Source organism: Nocardia glycosmidis (assembly GCF_052545115.1).
Map to the genome: position 1 here is coordinate 1 of NZ_JBQWRH010000006.1, position 24,936 is coordinate 24,936.

General features: G+C 66.1%; 22 protein-coding genes. 8 read left to right on the top strand and 14 right to left on the bottom strand.

Annotation, left to right across the window (positions count from 1 at the left end; translation table 11 throughout):
- Positions 1-73: 73 nt before the first annotated feature.
- Positions 74-1,972: a translational GTPase TypA gene (typA, locus tag ACT86A_RS09390; protein WP_445091642.1), complete on the bottom strand. Its 1,899-nt coding sequence runs from the start codon at positions 1,970-1,972 to the stop codon at positions 74-76.
- A gap of 155 nt (positions 1,973-2,127) precedes the next feature.
- On the opposite strand from typA, the gene ACT86A_RS09395 reads away from it, so the two are divergent.
- Entirely contained in the window at positions 2,128-2,304 is a 177-nt protein-coding gene (locus ACT86A_RS09395; protein WP_445091643.1) for a hypothetical protein, read from the top strand.
- A 48-nt stretch (positions 2,305-2,352) separates the two neighbouring features.
- On the top strand, positions 2,353-2,643 hold the full coding sequence (locus ACT86A_RS09400; protein ID WP_445091644.1) for a 4a-hydroxytetrahydrobiopterin dehydratase: 291 nt from the start codon (positions 2,353-2,355) through the stop codon (positions 2,641-2,643).
- Here the strand turns inward: ACT86A_RS09400 and ACT86A_RS09405 are convergent.
- Positions 2,591-3,889 (bottom strand): mannosyltransferase, encoded by a 1,299-nt coding sequence (locus ACT86A_RS09405; RefSeq protein ID WP_445091645.1) that lies wholly within the window; start codon positions 3,887-3,889, stop codon positions 2,591-2,593. The two genes, ACT86A_RS09400 and ACT86A_RS09405, sit on opposite strands and share 53 nt — an antisense overlap.
- 318 nt (positions 3,890-4,207) lie before the next feature.
- Between ACT86A_RS09405 and ACT86A_RS09410 the strand changes: the two genes are divergently transcribed.
- Complete coding sequence (locus ACT86A_RS09410; protein ID WP_445091646.1) at positions 4,208-5,008, top strand: Rv1157c family protein; 801 nt, start codon at positions 4,208-4,210, stop codon at positions 5,006-5,008.
- A gap of 125 nt (positions 5,009-5,133) precedes the next feature.
- A complete protein-coding gene (locus tag ACT86A_RS09415; RefSeq protein ID WP_445091647.1) occupies positions 5,134-5,493 on the top strand; it encodes a hypothetical protein in 360 nt (119 codons plus the stop codon).
- 18 nt (positions 5,494-5,511) lie between these two features.
- Here the strand turns inward: ACT86A_RS09415 and ACT86A_RS09420 are convergent, their stop codons facing one another.
- The 5 genes from ACT86A_RS09420 to ACT86A_RS09440 form a co-directional block, all read right to left on the bottom strand.
- Complete coding sequence (locus ACT86A_RS09420) at positions 5,512-6,225, bottom strand: DUF1906 domain-containing protein (RefSeq protein ID WP_445091648.1); 714 nt, start codon at positions 6,223-6,225, stop codon at positions 5,512-5,514.
- 185 nt (positions 6,226-6,410) lie between these two features.
- Positions 6,411-7,538 (bottom strand): hypothetical protein, encoded by a 1,128-nt coding sequence (locus ACT86A_RS09425; RefSeq protein ID WP_445091649.1) that lies wholly within the window; start codon positions 7,536-7,538, stop codon positions 6,411-6,413.
- A 393-nt stretch (positions 7,539-7,931) separates the two neighbouring features.
- On the bottom strand, positions 7,932-9,884 hold the full coding sequence (locus tag ACT86A_RS09430) for a hypothetical protein (RefSeq protein WP_445091650.1): 1,953 nt from the start codon (positions 9,882-9,884) through the stop codon (positions 7,932-7,934).
- Between the two features lie 19 nt (positions 9,885-9,903).
- On the bottom strand, positions 9,904-11,298 hold the full coding sequence (locus ACT86A_RS09435) for an ATP-binding protein (protein WP_445091651.1): 1,395 nt from the start codon (positions 11,296-11,298) through the stop codon (positions 9,904-9,906).
- A 302-nt stretch (positions 11,299-11,600) separates the two neighbouring features.
- Complete coding sequence (locus tag ACT86A_RS09440) at positions 11,601-13,409, bottom strand: hypothetical protein (protein ID WP_445091652.1); 1,809 nt, start codon at positions 13,407-13,409, stop codon at positions 11,601-11,603.
- A 379-nt stretch (positions 13,410-13,788) separates the two neighbouring features.
- Between ACT86A_RS09440 and ACT86A_RS09445 the strand changes: the two genes are divergently transcribed.
- Both ACT86A_RS09445 and ACT86A_RS09450 read left to right on the top strand, forming a co-directional pair.
- A complete protein-coding gene (locus tag ACT86A_RS09445) occupies positions 13,789-14,010 on the top strand; it encodes a FitA-like ribbon-helix-helix domain-containing protein (RefSeq protein WP_445091653.1) in 222 nt (73 codons plus the stop codon).
- On the top strand, positions 14,007-14,417 hold the full coding sequence (locus ACT86A_RS09450; protein ID WP_445091654.1) for a type II toxin-antitoxin system VapC family toxin: 411 nt from the start codon (positions 14,007-14,009) through the stop codon (positions 14,415-14,417). Before ACT86A_RS09445 ends, ACT86A_RS09450 begins: the two co-directional genes overlap by 4 nt.
- Before the next feature lie 29 nt (positions 14,418-14,446).
- On the opposite strand, the gene ACT86A_RS09455 is transcribed toward ACT86A_RS09450, so the two are convergent.
- Complete coding sequence (locus tag ACT86A_RS09455) at positions 14,447-15,652, bottom strand: glycoside hydrolase family 76 protein (RefSeq protein WP_445091655.1); 1,206 nt, start codon at positions 15,650-15,652, stop codon at positions 14,447-14,449.
- A gap of 654 nt (positions 15,653-16,306) precedes the next feature.
- On the opposite strand from ACT86A_RS09455, the gene ACT86A_RS09460 reads away from it, so the two are divergent.
- Entirely contained in the window at positions 16,307-17,038 is a 732-nt protein-coding gene (locus ACT86A_RS09460) for an alpha/beta hydrolase (RefSeq protein WP_445091656.1), read from the top strand.
- A 616-nt stretch (positions 17,039-17,654) separates the two neighbouring features.
- On the opposite strand, the gene ACT86A_RS09465 is transcribed toward ACT86A_RS09460, so the two are convergent.
- Positions 17,655-18,401, bottom strand: coding sequence for a hypothetical protein (locus tag ACT86A_RS09465; RefSeq protein ID WP_445091657.1), 747 nt, complete (start codon positions 18,399-18,401; stop codon positions 17,655-17,657).
- A 289-nt stretch (positions 18,402-18,690) separates the two neighbouring features.
- On the bottom strand, positions 18,691-21,249 hold the full coding sequence (locus ACT86A_RS09470) for an N-6 DNA methylase (protein ID WP_445091658.1): 2,559 nt from the start codon (positions 21,247-21,249) through the stop codon (positions 18,691-18,693).
- 167 nt (positions 21,250-21,416) lie between these two features.
- On the opposite strand from ACT86A_RS09470, the gene ACT86A_RS09475 reads away from it, so the two are divergent.
- Positions 21,417-21,605 (top strand): hypothetical protein, encoded by a 189-nt coding sequence (locus ACT86A_RS09475; protein ID WP_445091659.1) that lies wholly within the window; start codon positions 21,417-21,419, stop codon positions 21,603-21,605.
- A 323-nt stretch (positions 21,606-21,928) separates the two neighbouring features.
- On the opposite strand, the gene ACT86A_RS09480 is transcribed toward ACT86A_RS09475, so the two are convergent.
- From ACT86A_RS09480 to ACT86A_RS09495, 4 genes are all read right to left on the bottom strand, one after another.
- Entirely contained in the window at positions 21,929-22,342 is a 414-nt protein-coding gene (locus ACT86A_RS09480; protein WP_445091660.1) for a PIN domain-containing protein, read from the bottom strand.
- Positions 22,339-22,557, bottom strand: coding sequence for a type II toxin-antitoxin system VapB family antitoxin (locus tag ACT86A_RS09485; protein WP_445091661.1), 219 nt, complete (start codon positions 22,555-22,557; stop codon positions 22,339-22,341). The genes ACT86A_RS09480 and ACT86A_RS09485 overlap by 4 nt, the downstream gene beginning before the upstream one ends.
- A gap of 246 nt (positions 22,558-22,803) precedes the next feature.
- Complete coding sequence (gene ychF / locus ACT86A_RS09490; RefSeq protein ID WP_445091662.1) at positions 22,804-23,883, bottom strand: redox-regulated ATPase YchF; 1,080 nt, start codon at positions 23,881-23,883, stop codon at positions 22,804-22,806.
- A 169-nt stretch (positions 23,884-24,052) separates the two neighbouring features.
- A complete protein-coding gene (locus ACT86A_RS09495) occupies positions 24,053-24,925 on the bottom strand; it encodes a carbohydrate ABC transporter permease (protein ID WP_445091872.1) in 873 nt (290 codons plus the stop codon).
- Positions 24,926-24,936 lie beyond the last annotated feature (11 nt).

Below are 24,936 nucleotides of genomic sequence, written 5' to 3' on the forward strand. Positions count from 1 at the left end.
CCGGAGTCGTGCACGAGACCCGGCCGAGCGAGCCGGCGCCGCCACGACGCCGGATCGCCCCGCACGGCAACGATTACAGCGCGGCGCGGTCTCTCGCCTTGCGCCGGGACAACTCCCGCGCCCGCTCGTTCTGCCCGAGCACGAGCTTGCGTACCCGAACGATCTCCGGCGTGACCTCCACGCACTCGTCGGCGGCGCAGAACTCCATCGCGCCTTCCAGATCCAGCGGCAAAGGCTTGGCCAGGGTTTCGATCACATCGGCGGTCGAGCTGCGCATATTGGTCAGCTTCTTCTCGCGGGTGACATTGATGTCCAGGTCTTCCGCCCGCGGGTTGATACCGACGATATGACCCTCGTAGGTGTCCGCGCCGGGCTCGACGAAGAACTGGCCGCGATCGGCCAGCTGGATCATGGCGAACGGCGTCACCGAGCCCGACCGGTCGGACACCAGCGAGCCGGTGTGCCGGGCCCGGATCTCCCCCGCCCACGGCGCGTAGCCGTGCGACACCGCGTTGGCGATGCCGGTGCCGCGGGTCTCGGTGAGGAAGTCCGTGCGGAAGCCGATCAGCCCGCGCGAGGGGACGATGAATTCCATCCGCACCCAGCCCGCGGCGTGGTTGTTCATCTGCACCATCTTGCCCTTGCGGGCGGCCAGTAGCTGGGTGATGGCGCCGAGGTACTCGTCGGGGCAGTCGATGGTCAGCTCTTCGTACGGCTCGTGCACCTTGCCGTCGACCTGCTTGGTGACCACCTGCGGCTTGCCGACAGTCAGCTCGAAGCCTTCGCGGCGCATGGTCTCCACCAGGATGGCCAGTGCCAGCTCACCGCGGCCCTGCACCTCCCAGGCATCCGGGCGGCCGATGTCCAGCACGCGCAGCGACACGTTGCCGACCAGTTCCTGGTCCAGCCGCGCCTTCACCATCCGGGCGGTCAGCTTGTGTCCCTGCACCCGGCCGACCAGCGGCGAGGTGTTGGTGCCGATGGTGACCGAGATGGCGGGCTCGTCGACGGTGATGCGTGGCAGCGCGACCGGATCGTCGAGGTCGGCGAGGGTGTCACCGATCATGATGTCCGGGATGCCCGCGATCGCGACGATGTCGCCCGCCACCGCGACCTCGCCGGGCTGGCGCTCCACACCGACCGTCTGCAACAGTTCGGTGATCTTCACCTGCTTCACGCCGTCGGCATGCATCCACGCGACGCTCTGCCCCTTACGCAGCTCGCCGTTGTGCACGCGGACCAGCGCGAGGCGGCCGAGGAACGCCGAGGCGTCCAGGTTGGTGACGTGCGCCTGCAACGGTGCGGACGAATCGCCCTTGGGGGCGGGAATGTTCTCCATCAGCACGTCGAACAGCGCGTCGAGGTTCTCCGCGTCCGGCGCGTTCCCGTTTTCCGGACGCTCCTTGGACGCCTTGCCTTCCCGGCCGGAGGCGTACAGCACCGGCAGGTCCAGCGCGAGCTCGGCGGCCTCGGCGGCCGCGTCGTCCAGATCGGAGGCCAGATCGAGCAGCAGATCGTGGCTCTCCTCGACGACCTCCTCGATGCGGGCATCGGGGCGGTCGGTCTTGTTCACCACCAGGATCACCGGCAACGACGCGGCAAGCGCCTTGCGCAGCACGAAGCGGGTCTGCGGCAACGGCCCCTCGGACGCGTCGACCAGCAACACCACGCCGTCCACCATGGACAGGCCGCGCTCGACCTCACCGCCGAAGTCGGCGTGGCCGGGAGTGTCGATCACGTTGATCACGGTGACCGAACCATCCGGGTGGTGGCGGTGCACCGCCGTGTTCTTGGCGAGAATGGTGATGCCCTTCTCGCGCTCCAGGTCGCCGGAATCCATCACCCGATCGACGGGCTCGGCCCGCTCGGCGAAGGCGCCGGACTGGCGCAGCATGGCGTCGACCAGCGTCGTCTTGCCGTGGTCGACGTGGGCCACGATGGCGACGTTGCGAAAATCGCGTGCAGACGACACGCCTGAATCCTCCTGCTGTTAGGTGTTGGTGCTCGGCCGACCCCTGCTAACAGGTGGAGAATCGAAATTCACCGGGCATCGCGGCCAGGTACACCCTACCGGCACCCTGCTTCCCACAACGTTTCAGGCTTTGTACTAAGGGTATGCTAACCGCCGTGGGCAAGGTAAAAGCTAAACAGGTATCGAGCCTGAAGCCGAAGAAGAAGTGCTGTCGGAAGAAGACGCGCTGCTTGAAGTGCCCCGTCGTGATCATGCGGATGAAGAAGTGTGAAGCCGCGGGAATCTGCGGCAAGGATCTGAAGAAGGCACTCAAGCAGGCCCGCGCAGCCTGACCAGCGCCGCGACCCTTCCGGGGCGGCCCGATGCGAGGAGTACGAGGTATGGCGCAGCAGACACTGCTCTCCGATATCGAAATCGCCGAAGCCCTCACCGAGCTGCCCGAGTGGGCTCGATCAGGGGACAGCCTGGTCCGCACGGTCAAGGCGGCCACGTTTCCCGCGGGCATCGAACTCGTGTGCCAGGTCGCCGAGGCCGCCGAGGCCGCCGACCATCATCCGGACATCGACATTCGTTGGCGCAATGTCACCTTCACACTGTCCACCCACTCCGCCGGCGGACTCACCGCGCTGGACGTCGCGCTGGCGCACCAGATCGATCGGTTGTGCGCTTGATTCGTCGTGTTCGATCCGCGGTGCTGCCGGTGGAGCTGGTTGCGGCCTCCCTGGCTGCCTCGTCCGGACCTGACCGCGTGTGGCGGCGCCCGGACCGGATCACCCACAGGTAGAACACCACGACGCCGAGTGCGTCGACGGCGCCGAGCCAGGCCAGCACGCCGGGGCGGGAGATGGTCCAGATCGAACCCTGGAAGAAGGACAGCACCCACGGCACACCGACGAGCATGGTCAGCACCCAGAATCCCGCGAGCACGCGCGCGCCGGGCGCGGAACGCAACGGCCCGTAGACCAACCACAGCACCGTCGACAACAGCCACACCCAGTGGTGCGACCACGAGATCGGCGAGATCATCAGCCCGAACAGCTGCACCATGATCAGCGTGCCGAGCCGGTCGTCCGGCTCGAGCGCGCGCCAGGCCAGCAATCCCAGCACCGCGACCAGCAGCACGGCCCCGATCCACCACGGACCTAATTGCACGTCGTGTCCGAGGATTCGGCTCAGCGCGCCGCGCACTGACTGATTCCACACCGAACCCACCGGACCGATCCGATCGGCGTCACCCAGCAAGGTGCCGAAGTACTGCCGCGCCTCGATCGGCGCGATCAAGAAGCTCAGGCCCACCGTCGCGCCGAATACCAGTGCCGACCACGCCACGGTCGCCCACCGCCGGCGCGCGACGAAATACAGACCCGTGATCGCGGGGGTCAGTTTGATGCCGGCGACGATGCCGACCAGCCCGCCCGAGACCCACCACCGTGAACTGCGCACCGCGAGCATCGCGCCGAGCACCAGGAATACGTTGACCTGGCCGTAGTCGATCGTGGTGCGCACCGGCTCCAGCCACAGCCCGACCGCCGTCCAGCCCACCGTCGCGGCCCGCCACCGTGGCGCGCGTAGCGTCTGCGCACCGAGCATGAACTCGAAGCTGATGTGCACCACCGCATACAGTGCCGCGGCGATCGCCAGCAGCCAAGCCACCGCGACGACGGGGAACGGCAGATAGTGCAAAGGGAAGAACACCAGTGCCGCGAACGGTGGATACGTGAAGGGCAGCGGAAAGTCCGGCGTCTTTTCCGCGTAGGTGAAGTCGTAGAGCTGATCGGTCAGCAGTGCGGCCGACCCGTCGACGTAGACGTGCAGGTCGACGAGGTTCATGCCGTTCGCAGACAGCAACATCCAGAGCAACCGCGCGAGCAGGGAAAGACCGAGCACCGACACAGCCCATCGGAGGTGACGATTCAAATCGCTGCTTTCGGCTCGAGTGCGGTGTCGGTTCGATACGTCCGGGCTTCGGAGTGTTCCGACGACAGCGCGGACGGCACGGATTAGATTAGCCGCAGCGCGAATCCAGCCGATGCCAACCTCGAACCACTGGTAACATTCGCACCGGATTTCACACCAGCAACACCACGGCGCACTATCGTCAGCTACCTGAACGCCCACCGCGCCATGCTGACGACCGGCTGTACACACAGCCACGATGTCCCTAGAGTGACCCCCGAAACGACGGCTTTTAGCCTCGAACCGAGTTGTACCGCTGAGGTAAGGACGGCCAGACCAGTGCTTCGGACCCGAGGATCGCGGATCGCATTGTCCGCACTCGCCATCGCGGCGAGTGCCACGCTCGCCGCACCGACGACAGCAGTCGCGGCCCCCGCGCCTGCACCCGAGGCGACTACGCACAGCGTTCCGATGGTCCCCGAGGGCGTTCCGGTGGACGCACTGGCCGCACTGGCTCCCGCCATCGTCGGGGCCATCGCCGGCCCGGCGGATATCGCCGGCCCCGTGGGTGTCGCCGGACCCCAGTCGGCGATTCTGGACCAGGCGCGCAAGCTGCTCGCCACGCTGGATCTGCCGCCGCAGATCAAGGCGACACTCGAGCGGATCATCACCTTCCTGGACGGCAGCGGCGGCGGTGGCCCCGAGGTGCCGAAGGACGGTCCGGTCATCGCACAGTTCCTGTACCCGACAGTCGGCAAGGACTGCATCGGCCCGGGCGCCGACTCGGTCGGCACCGCGCTGGCCGTGCCGGGCCCGGCGACCCTCCCGCCGCCCGGCCCGAAGGCCGGTCAGACCGGATTCGTGTTCACCGCGCTCGGCACCAAGTCGCCGACGCCGGTACAGAACCCGCCGATGACCGTGCAGTGGCTGAACCTCGACACCCGCCAGTCCGCCGTACTGCCGCTGACGGATGAGGCCAAGATCAACCCGGACGGCCCCGCGACACTGTCGGCCATCGCCAGCACCGGTTCCGGCCGCGTCGTCGCCGTCGTCGGCGGCTCGCTGACCACCAAGGCCGCTGACGCCGAGCCACGGACCTGCTCGTTCCTGCCGACGCTCGGTTTCTTCACCGTCCCCTGAGGTCCGGCCGAGGGCGGCGGCTCCATCGGTCGCCGCACACATTCATGCCGAGCGGTCGCCCAGATCCTGTAGGAATCTGCCGCGATGACGCATAGGTCCGCCAGGACTGTGGTAGACCGCTAGCTATGGGGACCATCGATCTTTCGACACACCCGGCTCATTCGATCCGGAGCAGACGCTCGCACCGGTCGATCCTGTCGATTCGCTCCGAAGGTTCGATCCTGTCGATCGGCTCGGCCTATTCGGTCCTGTCGATCGGCAGCGTCGGCTCGGTGCTGTCGATCGGGTCGGTGGGGTCGTTCGGGTCGGCGATCTCGTCGTTCTCGTTCGTCAGCCTCGGTTCGGCGTTCTCCGGTCTGTCCCGGTGGTCGCTGTTCTCCTGGCTGGGCGACCATGAGGCGCCGGACACCCGTCCATCGCTACGAGTCGTCCCGGACGACGAGCCCGACTTGCGTGTCGTGCCCTCGAGCCACTGCCAGACGTAGTGGCGGCGCCGCGCCACCTCACCATTGCCCGTACTGCGGCTCGAGCGCATTGTTGAGATCTACGCCCACGCCCTCGACCGACCGCTTGTCGATTTCGAACTGGTGCAGGTGTGCGGCGGGATGCACGAAACCGTCCGGCGTGCCCCAATCGTGCTGCCAGTACCAGGAACACAGCCCCGCGGCGGTAGCCAGCTCGATGGTGGGCGCGTTCGCGTACATGCCGGTCCGCTCCGTGCCGAGCACAGCCTGCCAGCCCAGCAGATACGGCGCGATCATGGTGGCGAAGTCGACTGCGGAGGGATTGTCGTCGATGGACGCGTAAATCGGCGCGTGATCCGGGCCGCCGGCGGTGCGATGCAGCGCCAGTCCGCGCTCGGCGTGCCGCTTGCCCGCCTCCCAGCCGCCGCGCCAGTCCGCGGTCGGCCCCTTGCCGAACTGGTAGCACGAAACGATGTGCAGGCCCGCCTCGTGCAGTTGCTCGACTTCGGCGACTCGCAGCGGCTTGCCCACCATCCACTCGGCGCCGGGTCTGCGATCGGAGACATAACGAATCACGCCGAGGTGCCCCGCCTCCTTGATCGCCGCGGCTGAGGGAACACCGCCCGCGTAATCGATCAGGGTGCCGAGCGCAGGACGGGCCGATGCCCGAGCCGCGCCGGCGGTCATGCCGACCACGGCCGCCGCGGCCGCGTAAGCGAACAGGTCACGCCGGGAAACCGAATCGGAACGCATCGTGGACTCCTTCGCGCAACCCGACATGGATGGCAGCGTGCCCGGCGCGCCTTCCCCTATCCATCGCGCGCCGGGAGCCTCGAACGTGTACTCATTTCACCACATTCACAAGGGAACCGCTAGACCCAGGCGGCACATATTTCACACTGGTCACACGCCCGATTCGTCGTGTACCGGCAACGTGGTCAGGCGATGCTGTCGATGCGCGCGGCAACGTCGATCGTGCGCATCGCCGGATCAGCCAGTTCCTTGCGGACCACCGCGACAACCCGCGTCACGACTTGCTTCTTGATCCCCGCGATTACACCGAGCGCCGCCGCGCGAGCGCCGTGCGCGGTGAACTCCACGCGAATCTCGGCCGGGTGGGGCGGCGACACGTCGATCACCACCAGCAACGGGTCGGCCGCTCTGGCGCTGAGCACCAACGGAACTTCGACGTCAGCACGATAGTGATTGGCTTTGAGAACAGCAACGGTGATATCCAGGCGCACCGGCAGCGTGAGATCGAACGCGACCGGTTCGGCCGCTCGGTCGGCCAGGCGCGGAATCCGCACCGCTCCGCGGACCGTCACCGTCGCGGCACGCCGCGGTCCGGTCCGCACTGGACCGATCTCGATCGGCCGGCCGGCCAACCGTTCGACCACGTCGAACACGCGCTGGCGAGTCACGATGTGGGCGAAGAACCGGTAGCCGAACTCGTCGTAGCCGATCCACTCGAACTCGGCGCGGTCCCGATGCTTCGATCGGGTGCCCGCGACCATCGCGTCGACGTCGAATACCAGACGTCGGCGGGTCTGCGGATCGGCGAGCATGGCGTTCACCCGGGCAGCGACATCGCGCTGGACCACTCCCGCGATCGGGCCCAACAGCCACTCCCAAGCCGACTCCACCGCCTGGGCGCGCAAGACAAAGCTGATGTCGCGCTGGGTGATCGGCGGGATATCGATGACGATGAGCACGGGCTCGGCGGTGCGGGCGCGCAGTGTCAGATCGATCTCGACCCTGGCCTGCAACCGGAGCTTGCGGCCACCCAGCAGCACCTTCAGCGTCAACGACACCGGAACGGTGACCTCGAACGTCACACCTGGGCCGCTGTGCTCGACGTGCGGAGTGCCGATCTTGCCTTCGGCGACGAAACCGGCGAGCCCAGCCGGGCCGATCGACACCGGGCCGATGGTCAGCCCGCGGCCGGCCATGCCGGAGATGGCGGATTCGATCCGGGCCGCGGTCACCGCGTGCGTGACGAAACGCTCGCCGAACTCGGCATAGTCGATCCAGGCCGGCGCAGTGGGCGGTTCGTCGGTCGGCGGCATCAGTAGTTCCGAACCCTCACCTCTCGATGGACAACCGACACGGTACGCGACCGATCGTTCGTTACCACCGCACGCGCGGCTGCTGCCCGAAATCCCCGTCCTGCCGATGAGGGGGAAGCAGGGCGGGGACCGGCGACGGCGCTGCCGGGCACCGTCGTCTCCATCGTAAGGCTATCGGCGCTGCTTCTTTCATCCGATGTCTCGCTGGGCGGATCGAGAGCGTTCGTGACAACCACCTGAAACCGGCCACGCCCGCGTCACGGTCTCGGCCCGACGCCGACCCGGACCGAATCGGCAGGCTCATCTCGCGATTCAACCAGGCGTGGCCGCGCCCACCAGGCTGGGACAACCCCCGATCGGCACCCGTTCACGCAGCAGAATAAGCCGCATCGTTCAGCCGCGTCTGCCGCGTAAGTAGTCGCTGACCACAGCGGCGCCCAAACCGTCCAGGTCGGGCGCCACGACGCGGCCGCCGCTGCGGCGGGCCATCGAGTCGACGAACGCGGCCAGTCGCGGGTTGTCGCCGAGCATGAACACCGTCAGCGCAGCGCCCAGCCGGGCCAGCGCGTCGACCTGGGCCATCGTCACGGACAAGGTGCGCGACTCGGGCGGCCAGTTGAAGTACGCCTCGCCGTTCGGCTCCAAATGGGCGGTGGGCTCGCCATCGGTGACGACGAGCACGACCGGCACCGCGTCCGGATGCTTGCGCAGGTGCGCCGCGGCGAGCAGCAGTGCGTGGTGCAGATTGGTGCCTTGCTCCCACACACCTTCCAGCTCGGTCAGTTCACCGATGCCGACTGTCGTGGCATACCGGCCGAACGTGATCACGCTCATCGCGTCGGACCGGAACCGGGTGCCGATCAGGTGGTGCAGGGCGAGGGCGGTCCGCTTCATCGGCACCCATCGGCCGTCCTGCACCATCGACCAGGACGTGTCGACGCACAACGCCACGGCTGCCCTGGACCGCTGCTCGGTTTCCATGATCTCGACGTCGGAAACATCCAGCGCGACATGCCGACTGCCCGTCGACGCCGATCGCAGCACCGCGTTGCGCACGGTCCTCGATACATCCCACGGCTCGGTGTCGCCGAACTGCCACGCGCGTGCCGCCCCGGTCGGCTCGCCCGCCGCACCGGCCAGGGCCGTATCCCGCTCGCCACGCCGAGACCGCAACCGACCGACGACATCGCGCAGGGCGACCGTACCGAGGCGGCGTAACGCCTTGGGCGTCAATCGAAGCGAGCTGTCTTGCGCGCGTTCGAACAGGCCCTGCCTGCGCAGTTCCCGCTCCAGCTCGGCCAGCCGAGCCGCAGCCACGCTCGTGTCTTCGCCGAGGTGCCGGGCCAGGGCGTCCATGTCGATGTCCTCCAACCTGGCACCGGGGTAGGACTGGGCGAGCTGCTCGGCGAGGGCGTCCAGTTCGGCGAGGTCCTGCAGGGCCTGCGTGCCCGCGCCGAGCCCCAACGGATCCTCGCCGCGGAACCGCTGTCCGGAAGCCCAGTCCTCGCCCGGGCGCAGTGCCCGCAGATTCGCGTCCAGCGCGGCGACCTGCTGGGCGATCCGCGGGTCGCCGAACGCCTGGCCGATCAGTTCGCTCAGCTCGGCCCGCTGCTGGTCGGACATCGAGTTCATCATGCGTTGCGCGGCGGCGGCGCGAGCGGCGAGCGCGTCGATCAGTTCCTCGGTGTCGTGTGGGTTCTCGGGGAAGAACTCGCCGTGCGCGGCCATGAATTCGGCGAACTGCCGCTCGGTGTTCGCACCCTGGGCATGCGCTGCGAGCAGGTCGTTCAGGTCGGACATCATTCGTCTGACCCGTTCGACGTCCTCCGGCGTAGCGCTGCGTAGCGCCTGCTTCATGCCCTGGAAGCGGGATTCCAGCAGCTCCCGGCCGAGCAGGTCGCGGATCTTCTGGTAGTTCTCCCGACCGGTTTCGGATCTCCAGTCGTAGCCGGCGAGCTCGTTGACCGCGGCGGCCGTGCTCGACGGCAGCGCGTCGAGCTGCGCTTCGGCGAACCTGGCGGCATCGGACGGATCGGGGAACAGAGCGCCCCGCTCGGCCTCCAGCGCCTCGTCCAGCAGTTCGCGGACCTCGTGCAACGTGCCGTCCAGCCGGTGCCGCCGGGAGATCTCCGAACGCCGCTGCCACACCCGGCGGGTCAGCTCCTCCAGTCCGGGAGTGGTGCCGGTGCCGCGCCGCAACAGCTCCTGCAATGCGCCATGCGCCGAGCCACCCGCCATCACCTCGTGTCCGATCCGGTCCAGCGCCTCCCGCAGGTCGAGCGGAGGCGCCAGCGGGTCGGGCCCGTCGTGATAGGGCCCATAGGAGTAGCGATCGGGGGACGTCACGACGCCTCGCGCAGAGCGTTCATCGGCCGTACACCGCCATGCCGTCGTCGGAGTCCTTCGCGATCTGGCGCGCCAGATAGAGGGCCTCCAAGGCGAACTCGACGGCCGAGGCGATGCGCGGCGGCGGATCAGCGGCGTCGACGCCGAGCCGACCGGCGACCTCGTGCAGGACCGGTAGCTCGGGTAGCGCGGACAATACTTCCGCACCGGGCACGCGTTCGCCGGTCGTGACCAGGTGACCGTCGCCGACCGCCTCGGCCAATGGCCGCAAGTTCAGTCCACCGAGCAACGCCCGCGCGGTCTCGGAGAACGAGCGCCGCAGCAGGTGAAGGAGATGTTCCTGCTCGCGTCCTTCCTCGCCGGACTCGAACTCCAGCTTGCCGCGCAACACCGCGGGCACGGATTCCAGGTCGACCGGACGGGCGACGGCGGGACGCTCGCCGGTCACCGCGGACCTGCGCAGCGCGGCGGCGGCCACCGTTTCGGCCGCGGCGACCGCGAATCGCGCCGACACCCCGGAGCGCTGGTCGATCGCGGACGACTCGCGCAGTTGCCGCACGAACCTGGCCAGCACCTCGATCAGCGGATCGCCGACCTCCGCCACCAGGTCGGCTTCTTGGCGTACCAGGGCCACCTCGGCCTCGACGCTGAGCGGGTAGTGGGTGCGGATCTCCGCGCCGAACCGGTCCTTCAGCGGCGTGATGATCCGGCCGCGGTTGGTGTAGTCCTCCGGGTTGGCGGTCGCGACCAGCAGCACGTCCAGCGGCAGCCGCAGAGTGTAGCCGCGGACCTGGATATCGCGTTCCTCCATCACGTTCAGCAGCGCGACCTGGATGCGTTCGGCCAGGTCGGGCAGCTCGTTGATCGCGACGATGCCGCGATGGGCACGCGGCACGAGGCCGAAATGGATGGTCTCCGGATCGCCGAGACTGCGCCCCTCGGCCACTTTGACCGGGTCGACATCACCGATCAGGTCCCCGACCGACGTGTCCGGTGTCGCGAGCTTCTCCGCATAGCGCTGCGAGCGATGCCGCCAGGCGACGGGCAGGTCGTCGCCCGCCTCGGCCGCGAGCCGGTGCCCTTGCGGGCTGATCGGGTCGAGCGGATGCTCGCCGAGTTCGGCGCCCGCGATCACCGGTGTCCACTCGTCGAGCAGGCCGACCAGCGTACGCAGCAGCCGGGTTTTGCCCTGACCGCGCTCCCCCAGCAGCACGACGTCGTGCCCCGCGAGCAACGCGCGTTCCAACTGCGGCACAACGGTCCGGTCGAAGCCGACGATGCCGGGCCACGGCTCGCCGCCGGAACCCAACAGCGCCAGCAGATTCTCGCGGATCTCGGTCTTCACGCCACGCGGCAGATATCCGGCCGAGCGCAGCTCGCCCACCGTCGTGGGCAGGTGTGCGGGAACTTTCACGAATTCGACGCTACGTGCATTCGGCGACCGGGTCGACCTCGAGCAGCGCGAGGAGACATGCCGGAAAATAAATTGACAATCGCCGGTGCGCTGAACACTGCCGTGGTGCTGTCCGCATCAGCACCACGAGCACAGCTCAGCTCGGTGGTTTCGTCCCGACATTCGGCCCCGTCCGCTGACCTGGTTGCGGCCGCAAACCGGTCCCTTGGTATCGCGGCCGTTGCCGCCGTCCACCGGTAGCGTGCTCGGGTTCACGACCGGCTTCAGCAATCCGCGGCTAGCGCGAACGCTCTGAGCCCGAGTTACCGGGCAGTGAGCTGTGGGGCATCGGCCACCTGCGTTGCGGTCGCGGCGAAGGCATTACCGGTCTCGTCCGCGATCGGTCCGGCCGCGATCTGTGTGTCCTGTGAGGCGAGGTGGTTGTCACTCTCGCTCGATCCGCGGTCCTCGGCCTCGCGTGTGGGCATCGGCTGCCATTCCCCTCGCTCGATCGAGTCAGTATTTTTCTCGGGCGTCTCCGTCTCCGCGGCTTGCTCGTCTACCGTCGCCGGGGAATCAGGGGAGGACAGCTTCGGCGGAACAGCGGCGGCGAACGCCACCTGATGCTCAACAGGCACGGCACCCCTGGGGTGCTCGACCGGTACGAGCTCCGCCGGGCGCTCGACAGACACCAGATCCGGCTGGCGTTCAACAGATTCCGGGCCCGCCGGGCGTTCGACAGATTCCGGGCCCGCCGGGTGTTCGACAGATTCCGGGCCCGCCGGGCGTTCGACAGATTCCGGACCCGCCGGGCGTTCAACAGATTCCGGACCCGCCGGGCGTTCAACAGATTCCGGGCCCGCCGGGTGTTCGACGCGCGCGGGCTCCGCCTGCTCGCTGATCCGGATGCGGTGGAGGGTTTGTCGCACGGCCGCCGCCAACCGCGCGTTCAGTTCGGCGTCATCGGTACCGTCGGCGGCATCGGCTTGCGAACCGCCCGAGTCCGCTGCGGGGAGCCGCTCGATAACCGGGAGCGGAGTAGTGGCCAGCCACAGCTCGGTCAGCGCCTGCTCGGGCGCTGTGGCGGTGGGATCGGTGGCAGAGGGGGCCTGCGCGGTGGACGGCTGCGCGGTGCTCCGTTCGTCCTCAGCGGCGTCGGCGGGCGGCTGCACCGGGAGGGTCGGGTCCGCCGGAGCGTCGGCCGGCTCGGTAGTACCGGCAGGGTGTTCGCTGACGCGGCGAGCGGATGTGGGCGGCGAGGCGAGGATGCTCGGCAAGATCTGGTTCGCGGCTCCGCCGACTCGAGTGAGCGCCGCCAGCCGCTCTTGGAGATCTTCGTGGTCGGGCACGGCCGCGGTCGCTTGCTCTATCGCCCGCCCGTATCGCTCGGCGATGAGCCGGTGGGTGACGAGCGCGACGCCGATCATGATCGGCGCGATCATATGGATTCCGATGCCCGCCATGTCCCCGGTCCTGAAGTACGGGAACGTATTCAGCGCGATACTCGCTGTCAGCAGGACGCCCTCGACGGTGTAGACCTGCCACAGCCGGTCGATCACACCCCACTCGGAGGTATCGCCGGTGGACAGCATCAGGGCGACGAGCACCGCGCTGATCAGTGCTTCCAGTCCGTATGACAACCAGAACATCGGATTGCTCACGCCGCCGGTGGGTGCGATGTTCTGCTGCACCGTGACTGCGGAGAACAGCATCGAAAACGCCACCACACCGGCGAGCAACCCCAGCACACGCGGTTTGCGCTGATGCAGGCGAGCGACTTTCGCATGCGGGCTGCTGCTGTGCCGCTGCTCCCCGATCGCCTGCGCGGCCCGCAGCAGATCCGCGGCCTCGCGTTCGGCCAACTCGGCCGCCGTGCGCCGCACCCGCTCCGCGGCATCAGCCGCCGCCTGGATACGCGCCCGCTGCTCATGGCGTTCATAGTCACGCACGAGCTCGGCCAGCTCGCGTGCAGCGCCGAGCTCTCGTTCCGACAGCGCTTCCAGCAGCGCCGGATCGTCCTGGTGCGCCAACCGCTCATGCGCGATCTGCACCCGGTCCGGCAGGGCGCCGGCCACCAGATCATCCACAGGCTGCGCCGCGGCGGGCGCTTGGGTCGTGAAACGACGGAGCATCAGCAAAGAACCTTTCCGATGATCGAGTGTTCCAGACGCAGTGCGCCAGAGCAGCTCGGGCCGTCGACAGTCGTCGAACGCGACAACCGCCTCGGCCGCGACCGAAAAGATAACCCGTTATCGAAAACCGTTCGACCCGAGTGCCTTCGGACAGGGGTGCGTTCGTGGCCGGACCACTACCCCAACGCGGTTGAGTACCCACCTATTTCGTACGGCCGACGAGTTCTGGAGCCATCCCGGCAGATGCCTCTATGACTGAATTGCCATCTCCCACGCCAGCTGCTGAGCTGTGGCACCAGCCACCAAGCCGATTCCACGGGTTTGCTTCGCCGACGATAGACCGTCGCTGCGTGATGCAGTCAGTGATAGCATTGATTGCATGGCGAGTATCACCATCCGCGACCTCGACAGCGATGTCAAAGAACGTTTGCGCCGCCGGGCCGCTGCGCACGGTCGGAGCATGGAAGCCGAGGCACGGGCGATTCTCGCCGCGGCGGTCCGGCCCAAACGCCTGCTGCGTGAGCTGTACGACCGCAGCCGTCCGTATGCTGCGGAACTGGACATTCCCGAGCAGGCGGAGGCCGGAGCGGCGCAGCTGTGATCATCGCCGATACGAACGTCGTGTCGGAGTTGTTCAAGCCCACCCCCGATCCTCGGGTGATCGAATGGTTGGAGAACTCCTCCGAGGTGACGCTCACGACAGTCACCGTAGGCGAGATCTGGGCAGGCATCGAGAACCTGCCGGACGGGCACCGCAAAGCCGGGCTGGGCGCACTGGCCGAAGACGTATTCAGCGAATTCGGCGCCGAAATCGAGTCCTACGATTTTCAGGCGGCGCGCATATACGGCCGTATCGTGGTCGAGCGCCGCCGCATCGGCCGCCCTATCGGTTACGCGGACGCACAAATCGCGGCGATCTGCGCGGCACAGGAGTGCCCGATCGCGACCCGAAACGTCAAAGATTTCACCGATATCGGCATAGCAGTGATCAATCCCTGGACAGATTGACTCGCCTGCGTACTCCGGCCACCGTTGGCTCAGCGTCCCGCGGCGGTGAGCTGGTAGTCCGCTTCGAGCAGCATCCACCCGCTCAGCTGTACCGAGAGATCGCGGCTCAGGTTCGCCGCCGAAGCGGCGGACGAGTGCGCCAGCTGGGGAAAGGTTTCCAGATTCGCCGGCACCGTGACCGGGCGGGTCCAGTCCATACCGAACAGCGGTAGCCGGTCCACCTCGGCGCGGTGTTCCCAGGCCGCCCGCGCGGAAGCGTGCACGATATCCGCTGCGGTGGTGTCGCCCAAGGCCAGTGCGGCCTCCGCGAGATATCTGGCGAGGATTCCCATGAAGAGCCCGGAATCGTCCCCGGAGGCCGCGGCAATCACTCCTGCGTTTGTGAGCTTGTCCCGCACTGCGGCGATGAGGGCTGCCGCGCGCCTGTGATGGCCCGATTCACCGGTACGCAGCGCCAGCTCGGTTTCCAGCCCGATAGCCACGCCCTGGCAGTAGGTGTGGACGGTCCGCTCTACTCGTCCGCCGGGCTCATGGACACCGTCGAGAATCAGGCCGCTGTCGGTGTCGTGCAATCGGGTGTACAGGAAATCGGCAAGTTGTCCGGCGCGGGACAGCTCACCCAAACGCGCCATAGCGATACCGGTCGGACCGATCGCGGGGGTGTTGTAGAAATCGTCGCCGGACCGCCAGGGCACCGCACCGACGACCGGGTTCCAGCCCTCGATCAAGCCGGCCCGCAGTTCGCCGACAGCGTCGCCGAGCTGGACACTGAGCAGCCGGTCGGCGCGTTCGAGCGCCAGCACCAGCCACGACATATCGTCGTAGTACCGGTTGGTCCAGCCGGTGATATTGCGCGTCCGAATACCGCGTGCGAGGGCGACCACCTGGTCTATGCGTTCAGGGGTGCGGGCGCGGTATGCGGCGTCGACCGCGCAGTCCAGCAGGTGGGCTTGCCACCAATAGCACCAGCGCATGAACGACTGGTCCAGCAAGGACGCAGGCCAGGCGAGTGTGCCCAGCCGGGTCTGCGGCTGGCCCCAGAGCGTGCGCACGTGCCGCTGCACGATCGCCTGTTCCGCGAGGTCGGCCCGCCTCCCGGGCTCCTCGGGGCCGATGGACACCATCGGCCTGATCGTCTCCGCCTGCGTCGGCTGGGCCATCGCGGTAAGTGCGATCGAGGCTCCGGCCGCCAACAGCAGACTGCGCCGGCCGATCCCCGTGTTCCGGCGATCCATCCGCTCCGGACTCCCTCGACTGAACAACGATCACCGGGGGCCGGAAACCGTGCCGCTACCCTATCGCGCAACGACCGTCTCGGCGCGGCGACGACCGGCTCACCGAGTACCGGACAGTTGGCGCCGGGTGATTCAGATATTGCCCGCCAGGGCAGCTGCGGTGCCGAGGATTCCGGCGGCGGCACTACCAGTAGCGCATAGTCCTGCGAGGATGAGACTGAGAAGCATGGTCGACCCTTTCGACAATCCAGCGGATAACCGAAAAGTACAGCCGCACAAGAGGAATAACAACGGGCGTAAATGCACTCTGCTGGAACTCTGCGCCGATTGACAGCAGGTTCCCAGCAACCCGCCCGCTCGGGTGCCCACCACCTCAGCTCATGCCGGGTTCAGGGCGTGACCGTCTGCGCGGCGAGCCTTGGAGCCTGAAGCCTGATTTCAAGCAAGTGGCTCCGTGATATCCGGCCACGAACCCACCACAAAAACCAGTTGGCCGACCACGGCTACCACTGCTAGCTTTCGGGAGGCCGTGTGAGACAACGAGGAGGTGGTACCCGTGAACGCAGTATCGACATGGGTGCTCCCCTCTGGGGTCACGGTCGGGCGATAGTCGTCCGGGAGCGCCGTTCAAGAGCACTCCCGAAAGGCACCACGATGCAATTCACTTCTGAACAGCGCCTCGACGACGGCGTCCTCGAGCGCGAATTCACCCTCGGCGAGATCCCTGGCATCCTGTGGACGCCGGGATCCGCGTCCGCACCGGCGCCGCTGATCCTGGTCGGCCACCCCGGCGGACTGCGGAACATGTACCCGCGACTGGTGGCCCGGGCCCGGGCCAGCGCGGCGGAGGGCTACGCCGCGGCCACCATCGAGCTCCCGGGCAGCGGTGACCGGCCCCGTTCCGCCGCCGCCGAGCAGGCCCGCGCCGACCTGCGCCGGGCGCTGCAGGCCGGTGAGCCGGTCGACGAAGAGATCATCGACCGGCTCGTGCTCCCGCTGGTCGACAAGGCGGTCCCGGAATGGCGGGCCGCCCTGGACGCCCTGCTTGCGCTGCCCGAGATCGGCGGCCCGGTGGGGTACTCGGGCGGGGTGATCGCCATCGGCGTCCGGCTGGCGGTGGTCGAGCCACGCATCTCGGCCGCCCTTCTGTTCGCCGGGAGTTTCGTGCCCCGCAGCATGTTCGACGAGGCACGGCAGGTCACCATTCCGCTGCAGGTCCTGCTGCAGTGGGACGACGAAGGAAACGACCGGCAACGGGCCCTGGACCTGTTCGACGCGTTCGGTTCCAAGGAGAAGACGCTGCACGCCAATATCGGCGGGCATACCGGCGTTCCACAGTTCGAGGGAGACGACGGGAACCGGTTCTTCGCCCGGCACCTGAAATGAGGCCAGCCGGTCAGGCCTGCAGCAGACGATAGGAGCTGTCGGCCAGGATGCCGCTCATCGAAAACAGGTCCCGGCCCTCCTCGATAGCGGTGGCCCGCAGCTGCGCAACCCCGACCGCGCCGGTGCCGACCGTCCACGGTACTGGCCGGTCGGGGCGGCGCGTCTGCGGATCGACGCGGTGCAGGTCGCGCTCACAGAACCGGCCCTCGGCGCCGGCGAAACGACCGAGCCCCCAACGGATGTGGGTTCAGCAGAGCCTCTACCAGCAGCGAGTCACATGACGCGCTACTTCGTAGCCGCTCCTATATATTGAAACGGAACTCGACCCGCGGGACAGCCCACAACGCATCCGTGTGTCCAGCCTGCGAAACAGTCATGCCGCGAAGCTACCAGTTGCTGCAACACGCTCGCACACAGCGGATCCAATTTCTGTGAGCTCTTCCGGGCACCACACGTCCGACCTATCGACTGAAATTGAACCGTGACACACAGATGAGCTGTTCACGACCCTCGCCTGAACGCACTGTTATGCCGAAGGTGGTTCACCGTACGCCACCAGAATCAGCCACATCGTTGAGTGGTCAGGTCCAGGGGAGCGTTCAATCAGCTGAATAACTCAGCTAACCTGTTCAACCTGGCCTCGGATCGCGGCGAACTCACCTCCAGCGACCTCCACCGAAGCGGTCGGCCAGATCACCGAGCCCACGCTGCCCCGATCTGCCCAGACGCACACGGCAACTGGGTAGTTTCGATTGTATGGATCGTTCCTACGGTTCTGGCCAGCACATTTGGCCAGTCCACCCAGCGGCCCTGGGGCCACAGACACCAGATCCACAAACTTCAGGTCTGGGGTCAGCACCCCTCCTACTCCGCCCAACTTGTCCGTGGGAGTGCTGTAGATGAGCCTGTCCAATGTGGTCTCGAGATCTCCCTCTATCCGGGCGGTGCCCGCCATCAAGATGAGCCCACTGGGCGAGGTGCCTTTCCTGTAGAGGCCGTCGATAATGGTGTCAGCGGTCGGCACCGCAGCTCGGAAGCGTGCTATTTCGGCAGCCTGGTCGGCCTGGTCCACCGCATTCGGGGGCCGAACTATCTTCTCGCGACCACCGAGGGAGTCTGGTACGACAAGCGAAATCGAGGCCGCATGAGCGGGTTCCGCACTCGCGCATCCGATGCTCGTACATAGTGCCGCGAACGACACGATCGCAGTCGCATACCCCGTCTTCCTGCTCTTCACAGGGATCTCCTCATCGTTCCAAGCTTCAAATCGGACATTGAGCCCGGCGATGTCATTGTCAGCGATGTCGGGTGATGGCGCCGTCATATCCACAAAACAATTGCCGAAATTCGGCAATCCGGACACCGGAATGCATGCTATCCGGTGAGCCTGGCGCAGGGCAAACAGATTCAGGAAGACGGCAAAGACCCCGAATCGCCGCGCTCAGATACCGGCCAATACCTCCCACGAACGGGTGGCCGAGACCGCGCCCGTCGAATGTCCCACCTGAGTTGGCTCATTCGGTTAGTGCCGAACTCCGAACCCACCACCGGAGAAAACATGAGCCAACTCAGGTCTGAGCGGCACCGGCACAGGGCGTAGCTCTCGGCCTCCCGTTCGCGCGCTGATCAGAGTTCCCCCCAGCTCCGCCGTGCTACTGGTGGAGGATTCCGAACCCGTACTCGGCCTCGTCGTCGAGAAGCGCAATCTCGCCCTCTGCGCGTGGGGCGACCTTCTGCACGGCTTGCCACGACAACTCCGACGCTTCGCGACGCAGGAAGATAGCTTTCTTGACGCTATCGGTAATCTCCTTGCGCCGCCTAGCGTCTTTCGGGATAGGTAGCACCAGCTCGGCCCAGCGACCGCCCAGAGTGTCGATAATGTCCTGGGTGAACCGTTTGGCGAATATCTGAGATTTCACCAAGGGTGACGACAGCAGAGCGAGCAGCAGGTGTGGGTCCATTCGGTCCTGGTCGAGGACCTTGAACTTCAGGATGTGGCTCTGATAAACAATCTTCCAATCCAGGTCGGTGACAATCGCGCAGGTGCCGACGAGGTAGGTGCCATCCCGAACCATGAGAATGTCGTTGGGAGCCACGTTCTGCTTGTCGGCGTAATACTCGTACAGGGCCTCGCTCAAACCGTGCTTAGGATCACCCTTGATCTGCCAATTGGCGATGTCACTCGTGCGGATGAACGGGATTGACCCGGTTCCGTATGCGAGCTTGCCAACCTCGTCACCGGTGGACACGTCGATCACACCATCCGCGACAAGATCGCCGAGCCGGACAAGGTCGTGCGTATCCGCGAGCGCATCGACGGAAGCTTTCACCTCGGGGTTGTAATACTTTGGCAGGTAAATCATGTCAGTAATCTCGGCGGAGTCCACGACGAAGCCGAGATGATCGAAGTCGAGTTGCACACCGCCTTGGTACTTCTCCCACCGCTCGGCGATTTTGGGCAAGTCGTCGAAGGGGATTGAGTGGCCTCGCGAATCGTGGCCGCACCAACGGGCGACAGCCATGAATACCTCGTGCGACTCACCGTCCGTCTCGGCACCTTTCTCCAGGAGTACGACGGCGGTCTTGGCGTGTGTGTGCGGCTGAAAAAGATTCTCGTGAACGGAGATGACCGCGCGAATCTTCGCCCGGCTGAGGATGTATTGCATGATGTAGCGGTGTGAGGGGTTGCAAAGCATCGACTCGGGGAGCACGATGCCCATGCGCCCCCCGTCCTTCATCAGCTCCAGGCACCTCTCGATGAATAGGATCTGGGGCGTCTGAGAGTCGGCAGTCTTGTCCGTCATCTCGTATTGAGATGAGCCCCTGACCTTCTTCCATTTCTGCCCGAGGTCGTATTGGGTCAGCGTGCTGCGCTCGGTGACCTTGAGCTTCTGGCCGAAGGGCGGATTAGTCATGATGATGTCGAACTCACCGACCGAGACCTCCTGCCGAGCCTTCAGCTCCCACTCGACCATCGGCAGAAGCGAATTCTCGCAGAACACCCCGCCACGGCCGTCGCCGAGGAGTGCCATGTACGCCTTGGCCACCTTGCTGAGGAACTCGTCCTTGTCGATCCCGCGCAGCTGTCGGATCGCCACCTTTTGCTTCTCGGAGTCGCGCTCGACGTCGGGCCAGTCGAGTTCGTCGGCCTGCTCGTCAACCCGGTCCCACAACCCCCGCAGAGCCTCGACAAGGAAGCCGCCGGAGCCGCACGCAGGGTCAAGGATCATGTCTGTGACCTTGGGCTGAACCAGCATGCGCACCAAATGGGTCACGTTGCGCGGGGTGAAGAACTGGCCCTGGCCGCCCTTGAGCGACGGACCGATGAACGTCTCGAAGGCATCGCCGACGACGTCGCGCTCGCATTCGATGAGGCAGTACTGCTGGAGTTCACCGACGACATAGGCGATCGACTTGTCGTCGAGCTCGATCTTGTCGCTGGCGGTGAAGACGTCCGAGTACTGCTTGACTACCTTCTTGAAGGAGTTCTTCACACGTACCGCGACCTCAGCCGACGGCTCGTCCACTCCAGCGCGAAAGGTTACGACCGCCGTACGCTTGGTGAACCGCTCGTCATATATCTTGCAGAAGATCAGGTTCATGATCTGCTGCGCGAGAGGCTCGTCCCGGGTCATGCCAACCGCGTTGGCTGCGAGGTAGTTGCGAATCGACCGAAATACGGCCTTAAGGTTATGGGTTGGGCGCAGGTCGGCCCGCTTGAACAGACCGACATCCTCCACGCGCTGACCGAAGCGGGGGATGTTCGGGATTTCCTCGAAGGTGACCTTGCCAGCGGCCTCGCGCTTACGTAGGAACAAGCGCTCGTTGCCGTTTGTCCACACGCCCAGGTAGGCACGGGACAGGCGCAGGTAGTCCTCCAGCTGGTCTCGGCCATCACGTCGGTCGGGTTTCTTGCACTCAACGACGAGGAACAGGTCCTCATCGCGGTGTTGCTCGCCGGTAAAGACAGCGATGTCGACCGGGTACGTCTTCGCACGATCAGATGGCCGGGCCTTGACGTGCCACTGAGGCCGAGTACGGATGTGCTCCTTTGGGTAGCCGTAATCCTCGACGAGCTGACGAGCAAACGGCTGCACAGCGAGCAACTCCTCGGGCTTGGCCGGGATGCTCTTGCCCGAGATGAAGTCGATAAGACGACCGTCTGGGGCTTCGTTGTCGCTGGGGATGGCATCAGTCACGTTGTCGCTCACTTCTTCCCATCAGGAGTAATTCCGGTTCGGAACTCGACTTCATGCGCCTCGACTGTCGCTAACCGCAGGTATCGAAACCGGCCACGGCTAGGACGTCCGTGACGCGCGCTCCAGATCGGCAGGGATTCGTCCCGCGCGATGGCACCGGGGACCAGAAAAACCCGCCCGTGGGCAACCACGTCCCCGCGCAGCACGGTCTCTGCGTCACCGAAGAGTCTCATCAACGTCGACTCACTCTCAAGCACGACCAAGCCCAGATGCGTTGCCGTCTCATGGATTACGTCAGCTCGACCGCCCGCATCCCATTCGACCGCATCAACATTGCCGCCTCCATCAAGGTCGACATCGAGAACTGACGCCGCCTTAGCATCGACTCTGAGACAACCCGCCTTGGTCTCGACGTCATAGCCTGGATGTCGGGGCGAATGAAGAACGGTGTCGGCGTGAAGTTGATAGACCGCTTCAGCGACTAGGGCTTCGCACAGAGCACCCCGCACGTGAGCCGTGAGATCCCAATGCGGACCTGTCACTTCTGCGCTGCCTTCCCACCTGATGTTGTTTGAAAACGGAACTCGACCACGGGTCGAATCCTGCCAGAACCTCTACGTACGCCGACCACCTGGTTCATCATCAGGTTGTCCGACTACGGCACACCTCCGCGTTGTGGCACGAAGCAGTGTCACGGCGAAGGCGCGATGTACTCGCACCGCAGGTCGGAAACCTTTGCGATGTGCTCGTAATCGCGGTCCGCGGCAAGCACGGTCGCGTCGTTCACGATGGCGTAGCCAGCGATGAGGATATCGAGTGAGCCAGCCGCACGGACGAGCCCCGCGTTCCACAGTGCCGCCTGGATATCGAGCACGAGCGATTCGTCGGGCGCGTGCTCGAGCGGGAACCCGAGCGAGATCTGTTCTCGATAGTGTGCGTGCTCCTCGGGCGTCCGGGCGCTGTGGCAGAACTCGAGCACCTGTGGCGGGCAGGTGACGAACAGGTCGGACGGCGCCCGCTCGATGCGCCGCAGTCGCGCGGTGATACCTGAGTCTCCAGTGGCCAGCCTTGCCCAGACCGAATTGTCGACCAGGTAGTCGGTCACGCGGACCCGGACTCACCCGGAGAGATCACCGCCGCGCCGAGCTCGTTATCGAGGTCGGCCAGTCCCGCGATACCGTCGATCATCGCGCCCTTCTGCTTCGAGGCGATGAGTCGGCGCAATGCGAGGTCGAGGACGGCCCGGTTCGACCTCGCACCCGTGAGTGCCCTGGCACGCTCGATCAACCGCGGATCCAGGTCGACACTTGTGACTGCCATGATGACCCCCTCTCGAAACTATATGACTGATTATATAGCAAGCGGTATCACGGAGCCACCCCAGCGTGCGGACAGCCTCGAACAGGGCATCGTTTCGCTTCACGTCCGACAGGTCTAGAGAACCGCGCCATCGAGCCTGACGCAGGCGGCCCTTATCTCGAGCACGATGTCGACACCGAGCGCGCGCACCTGCCGTAGAGTCGGCCGCCGACCGCCCCCGACTCGGTCACTTCTGCGTAGCCGCTCCTATACGTTGAATCTGAACTCGACCACGTCGCCGTCGGTCATAACGTAGTCCTTGCCCTCCATGCGGACCTTGCCCGCAGCCTTGGCCGCTGCCATGGAGCCGGCGTCCACCAGGTCGGCGAAGGCGACGATTTCGGCTTTGATGAAGCCGCGTTCGAAGTCGGTGTGGATGACTCCGGCCGCCTTCGGGGCGGTGTCGCCTTGATGGATGGTCCAGGCGCGGGCCTCTTTCGGGCCTGCGGTGAGGTAGGTCTGCAGGCCGAGGGTGTGGAAGCCCGCTCGGGCCAGGGCATGCAGGCCGGGTTCGGTTTGGCCGATGGATTCGAGGAGTTCGAGGGCGGATTCGTCGTCGAGTTCGAGGAGTTCGGCTTCCACCTTGGCGTCGAGGAAGACCGCATCGGCCGGGGCGACAGCAGCTTTCAGCTCGGCGACCTTCGCTTCGTCGGTGAGGACCGATTCGTCGGCGTTGAAGACGTAGAGGAAGGGTTTCGTGGTGAGCAGGGAGAGCTCTTTCAGCAGTTCGGTGTCCACCTTGTCGGCGGCGGCGAACAGGGTGATGCCGCTGTCGAGAATCTCCTGGGCGGCCTTCGCGGCATCGGCGACCGGTTTGCGATCCTTCTTGACCTTGGCTTCCTTCTCCAGGCGGACGACCGCCTTCTCCAGGGTCTGCAGGTCGGCGAGGATGAGTTCGGTCTCGATCACCTCGATGTCGGCGGAGGGGTCGACACGACCGTCGACGTGCACCACGTCGTCGTCGGCGAACACGCGCACCACCTGGCAGATGGCGTCGGCCTCGCGGATGTTGGCGAGGAACTTGTTGCCCAGGCCCGCGCCCTCGGATGCGCCCTTCACGATGCCCGCGATGTCGACGAACGACACGGTGGCCGGCACGATGCGTTCGGAGCCGAAGATCTCGGCGAGCTGGTTCAACCGCGGGTCCGGCAGCGGGACCACGCCGACGTTGGGCTCGATGGTCGCGAACGGGTAGTTCGCGGCGAGCACGTCGTTCTTGGTCAACGCGTTGAACAGCGTCGACTTTCCGACGTTGGGGAGGCCGACGATTCCGAGGGTGAGACTCACGAGGAAGAGAGTCTACGCGCCACGCGACCCGCGTCGACCGCCGAGGCTATGATCCGCTACGTGCGCGAAGAGGGCGACCTCTGGAGTTTCGGCACCTACTGTGCGCGTAACGGCGCGGCCGGACGAAGTCCGTCGGTAGGCCGCGCCGGGCAGAGTGCCGGCGAGAGCCTCAACGCCCGCCGAGCCCGGACATCGCGATGCCGCGGATGAACGCGCGCTGGGCGATCGCGTAGATCACCAGCAGCGGAAGCAGAATGACGACCGCGGCGGCCATGAGGATCGGCCACTGGGTGTGGTATTGACCTTGCAGCCGGACCAGACCCAGTGTCGCGGTGGCGACGTCCTCGCGCTGAATCATGACCAGCGGCCACAGGAAATCGTTCCACACGGTGATCCAGGTGAGCACGGCGAGCACCATGAGGGCCGGGCGAGTGTGCGGCAACAGGACCCGCCAGTAGACCTGCCACGTGGTACAGCCGTCGAGGATGGCCGCCTCCTCCAGTTCCGCCGGCAGCGTGCGGAAGAACTGGCGCATCAGATAGGTGCCGAAGGCGCTGCCGAAGAGGCCGGGCACGATCATGGCCCACGGCGTGTCCACCCAGCCGAACGCGCGCATCAGCAGGAACTGCGGGATCACCGTCACGGTCAGCGGCACCATCAGCGTCGCGAGGTAGGCGAGAAACAGCATGTCGCGGCCACGAAACCGCAGGCGCGCGAACGCGTAACCGGCCAGCGAGCAGAAGAAGACCTGTCCCGCGGTGACGCACAGCGCGTAGACCGTGGTGTTGAGCAGCATCCGCCCCATCGGCAGCAGCTCGAAGACCTTTCCGTAGTTGGACCACTGCGGCCGCTGCGGAAGTACTGCGGTATCAGCGATTTCACCGTCTCGTTTCAGCGACCCCGACACCGCCCAGAGGATCGGCAGCAGCGCACACCACGCGACGGCGACCAGCCCGGCGTAGACTGCGGCCCCGCGGACGACGCGCCGAACGATCGCCCGCTCGACCCGGCCGCGCGTGACGATCGCGCCGCCACGCCGCATCGGTAGCGCGC

Coding starts and splice junctions, on each gene's coding strand:
- ACT86A_RS09400 (WP_445091644.1), top strand. CDS start 2,353: ATGGCGCAGCAGACACTGCTCTCCGATATCGAAATCGCCGAAGCCCTC.
- ACT86A_RS09415 (WP_445091647.1), top strand. CDS start 5,134: ATGGGGACCATCGATCTTTCGACACACCCGGCTCATTCGATCCGGAGC.
- ACT86A_RS09420 (WP_445091648.1), bottom strand. CDS start 6,225: ATGCGTTCCGATTCGGTTTCCCGGCGTGACCTGTTCGCTTACGCGGCC.
- ACT86A_RS09425 (WP_445091649.1), bottom strand. CDS start 7,538: ATGCCGCCGACCGACGAACCGCCCACTGCGCCGGCCTGGATCGACTAT.
- ACT86A_RS09440 (WP_445091652.1), bottom strand. CDS start 13,409: ATGCTCCGTCGTTTCACGACCCAAGCGCCCGCCGCGGCGCAGCCTGTG.
- ACT86A_RS09445 (WP_445091653.1), top strand. CDS start 13,789: ATGGCGAGTATCACCATCCGCGACCTCGACAGCGATGTCAAAGAACGT.
- ACT86A_RS09455 (WP_445091655.1), bottom strand. CDS start 15,652: ATGGATCGCCGGAACACGGGGATCGGCCGGCGCAGTCTGCTGTTGGCG.
- ACT86A_RS09460 (WP_445091656.1), top strand. CDS start 16,307: ATGCAATTCACTTCTGAACAGCGCCTCGACGACGGCGTCCTCGAGCGC.
- ACT86A_RS09485 (WP_445091661.1), bottom strand. CDS start 22,557: ATGGCAGTCACAAGTGTCGACCTGGATCCGCGGTTGATCGAGCGTGCC.
- ACT86A_RS09495 (WP_445091872.1), bottom strand. CDS start 24,925: ATGCGGCGTGGCGGCGCGATCGTCACGCGCGGCCGGGTCGAGCGGGCG.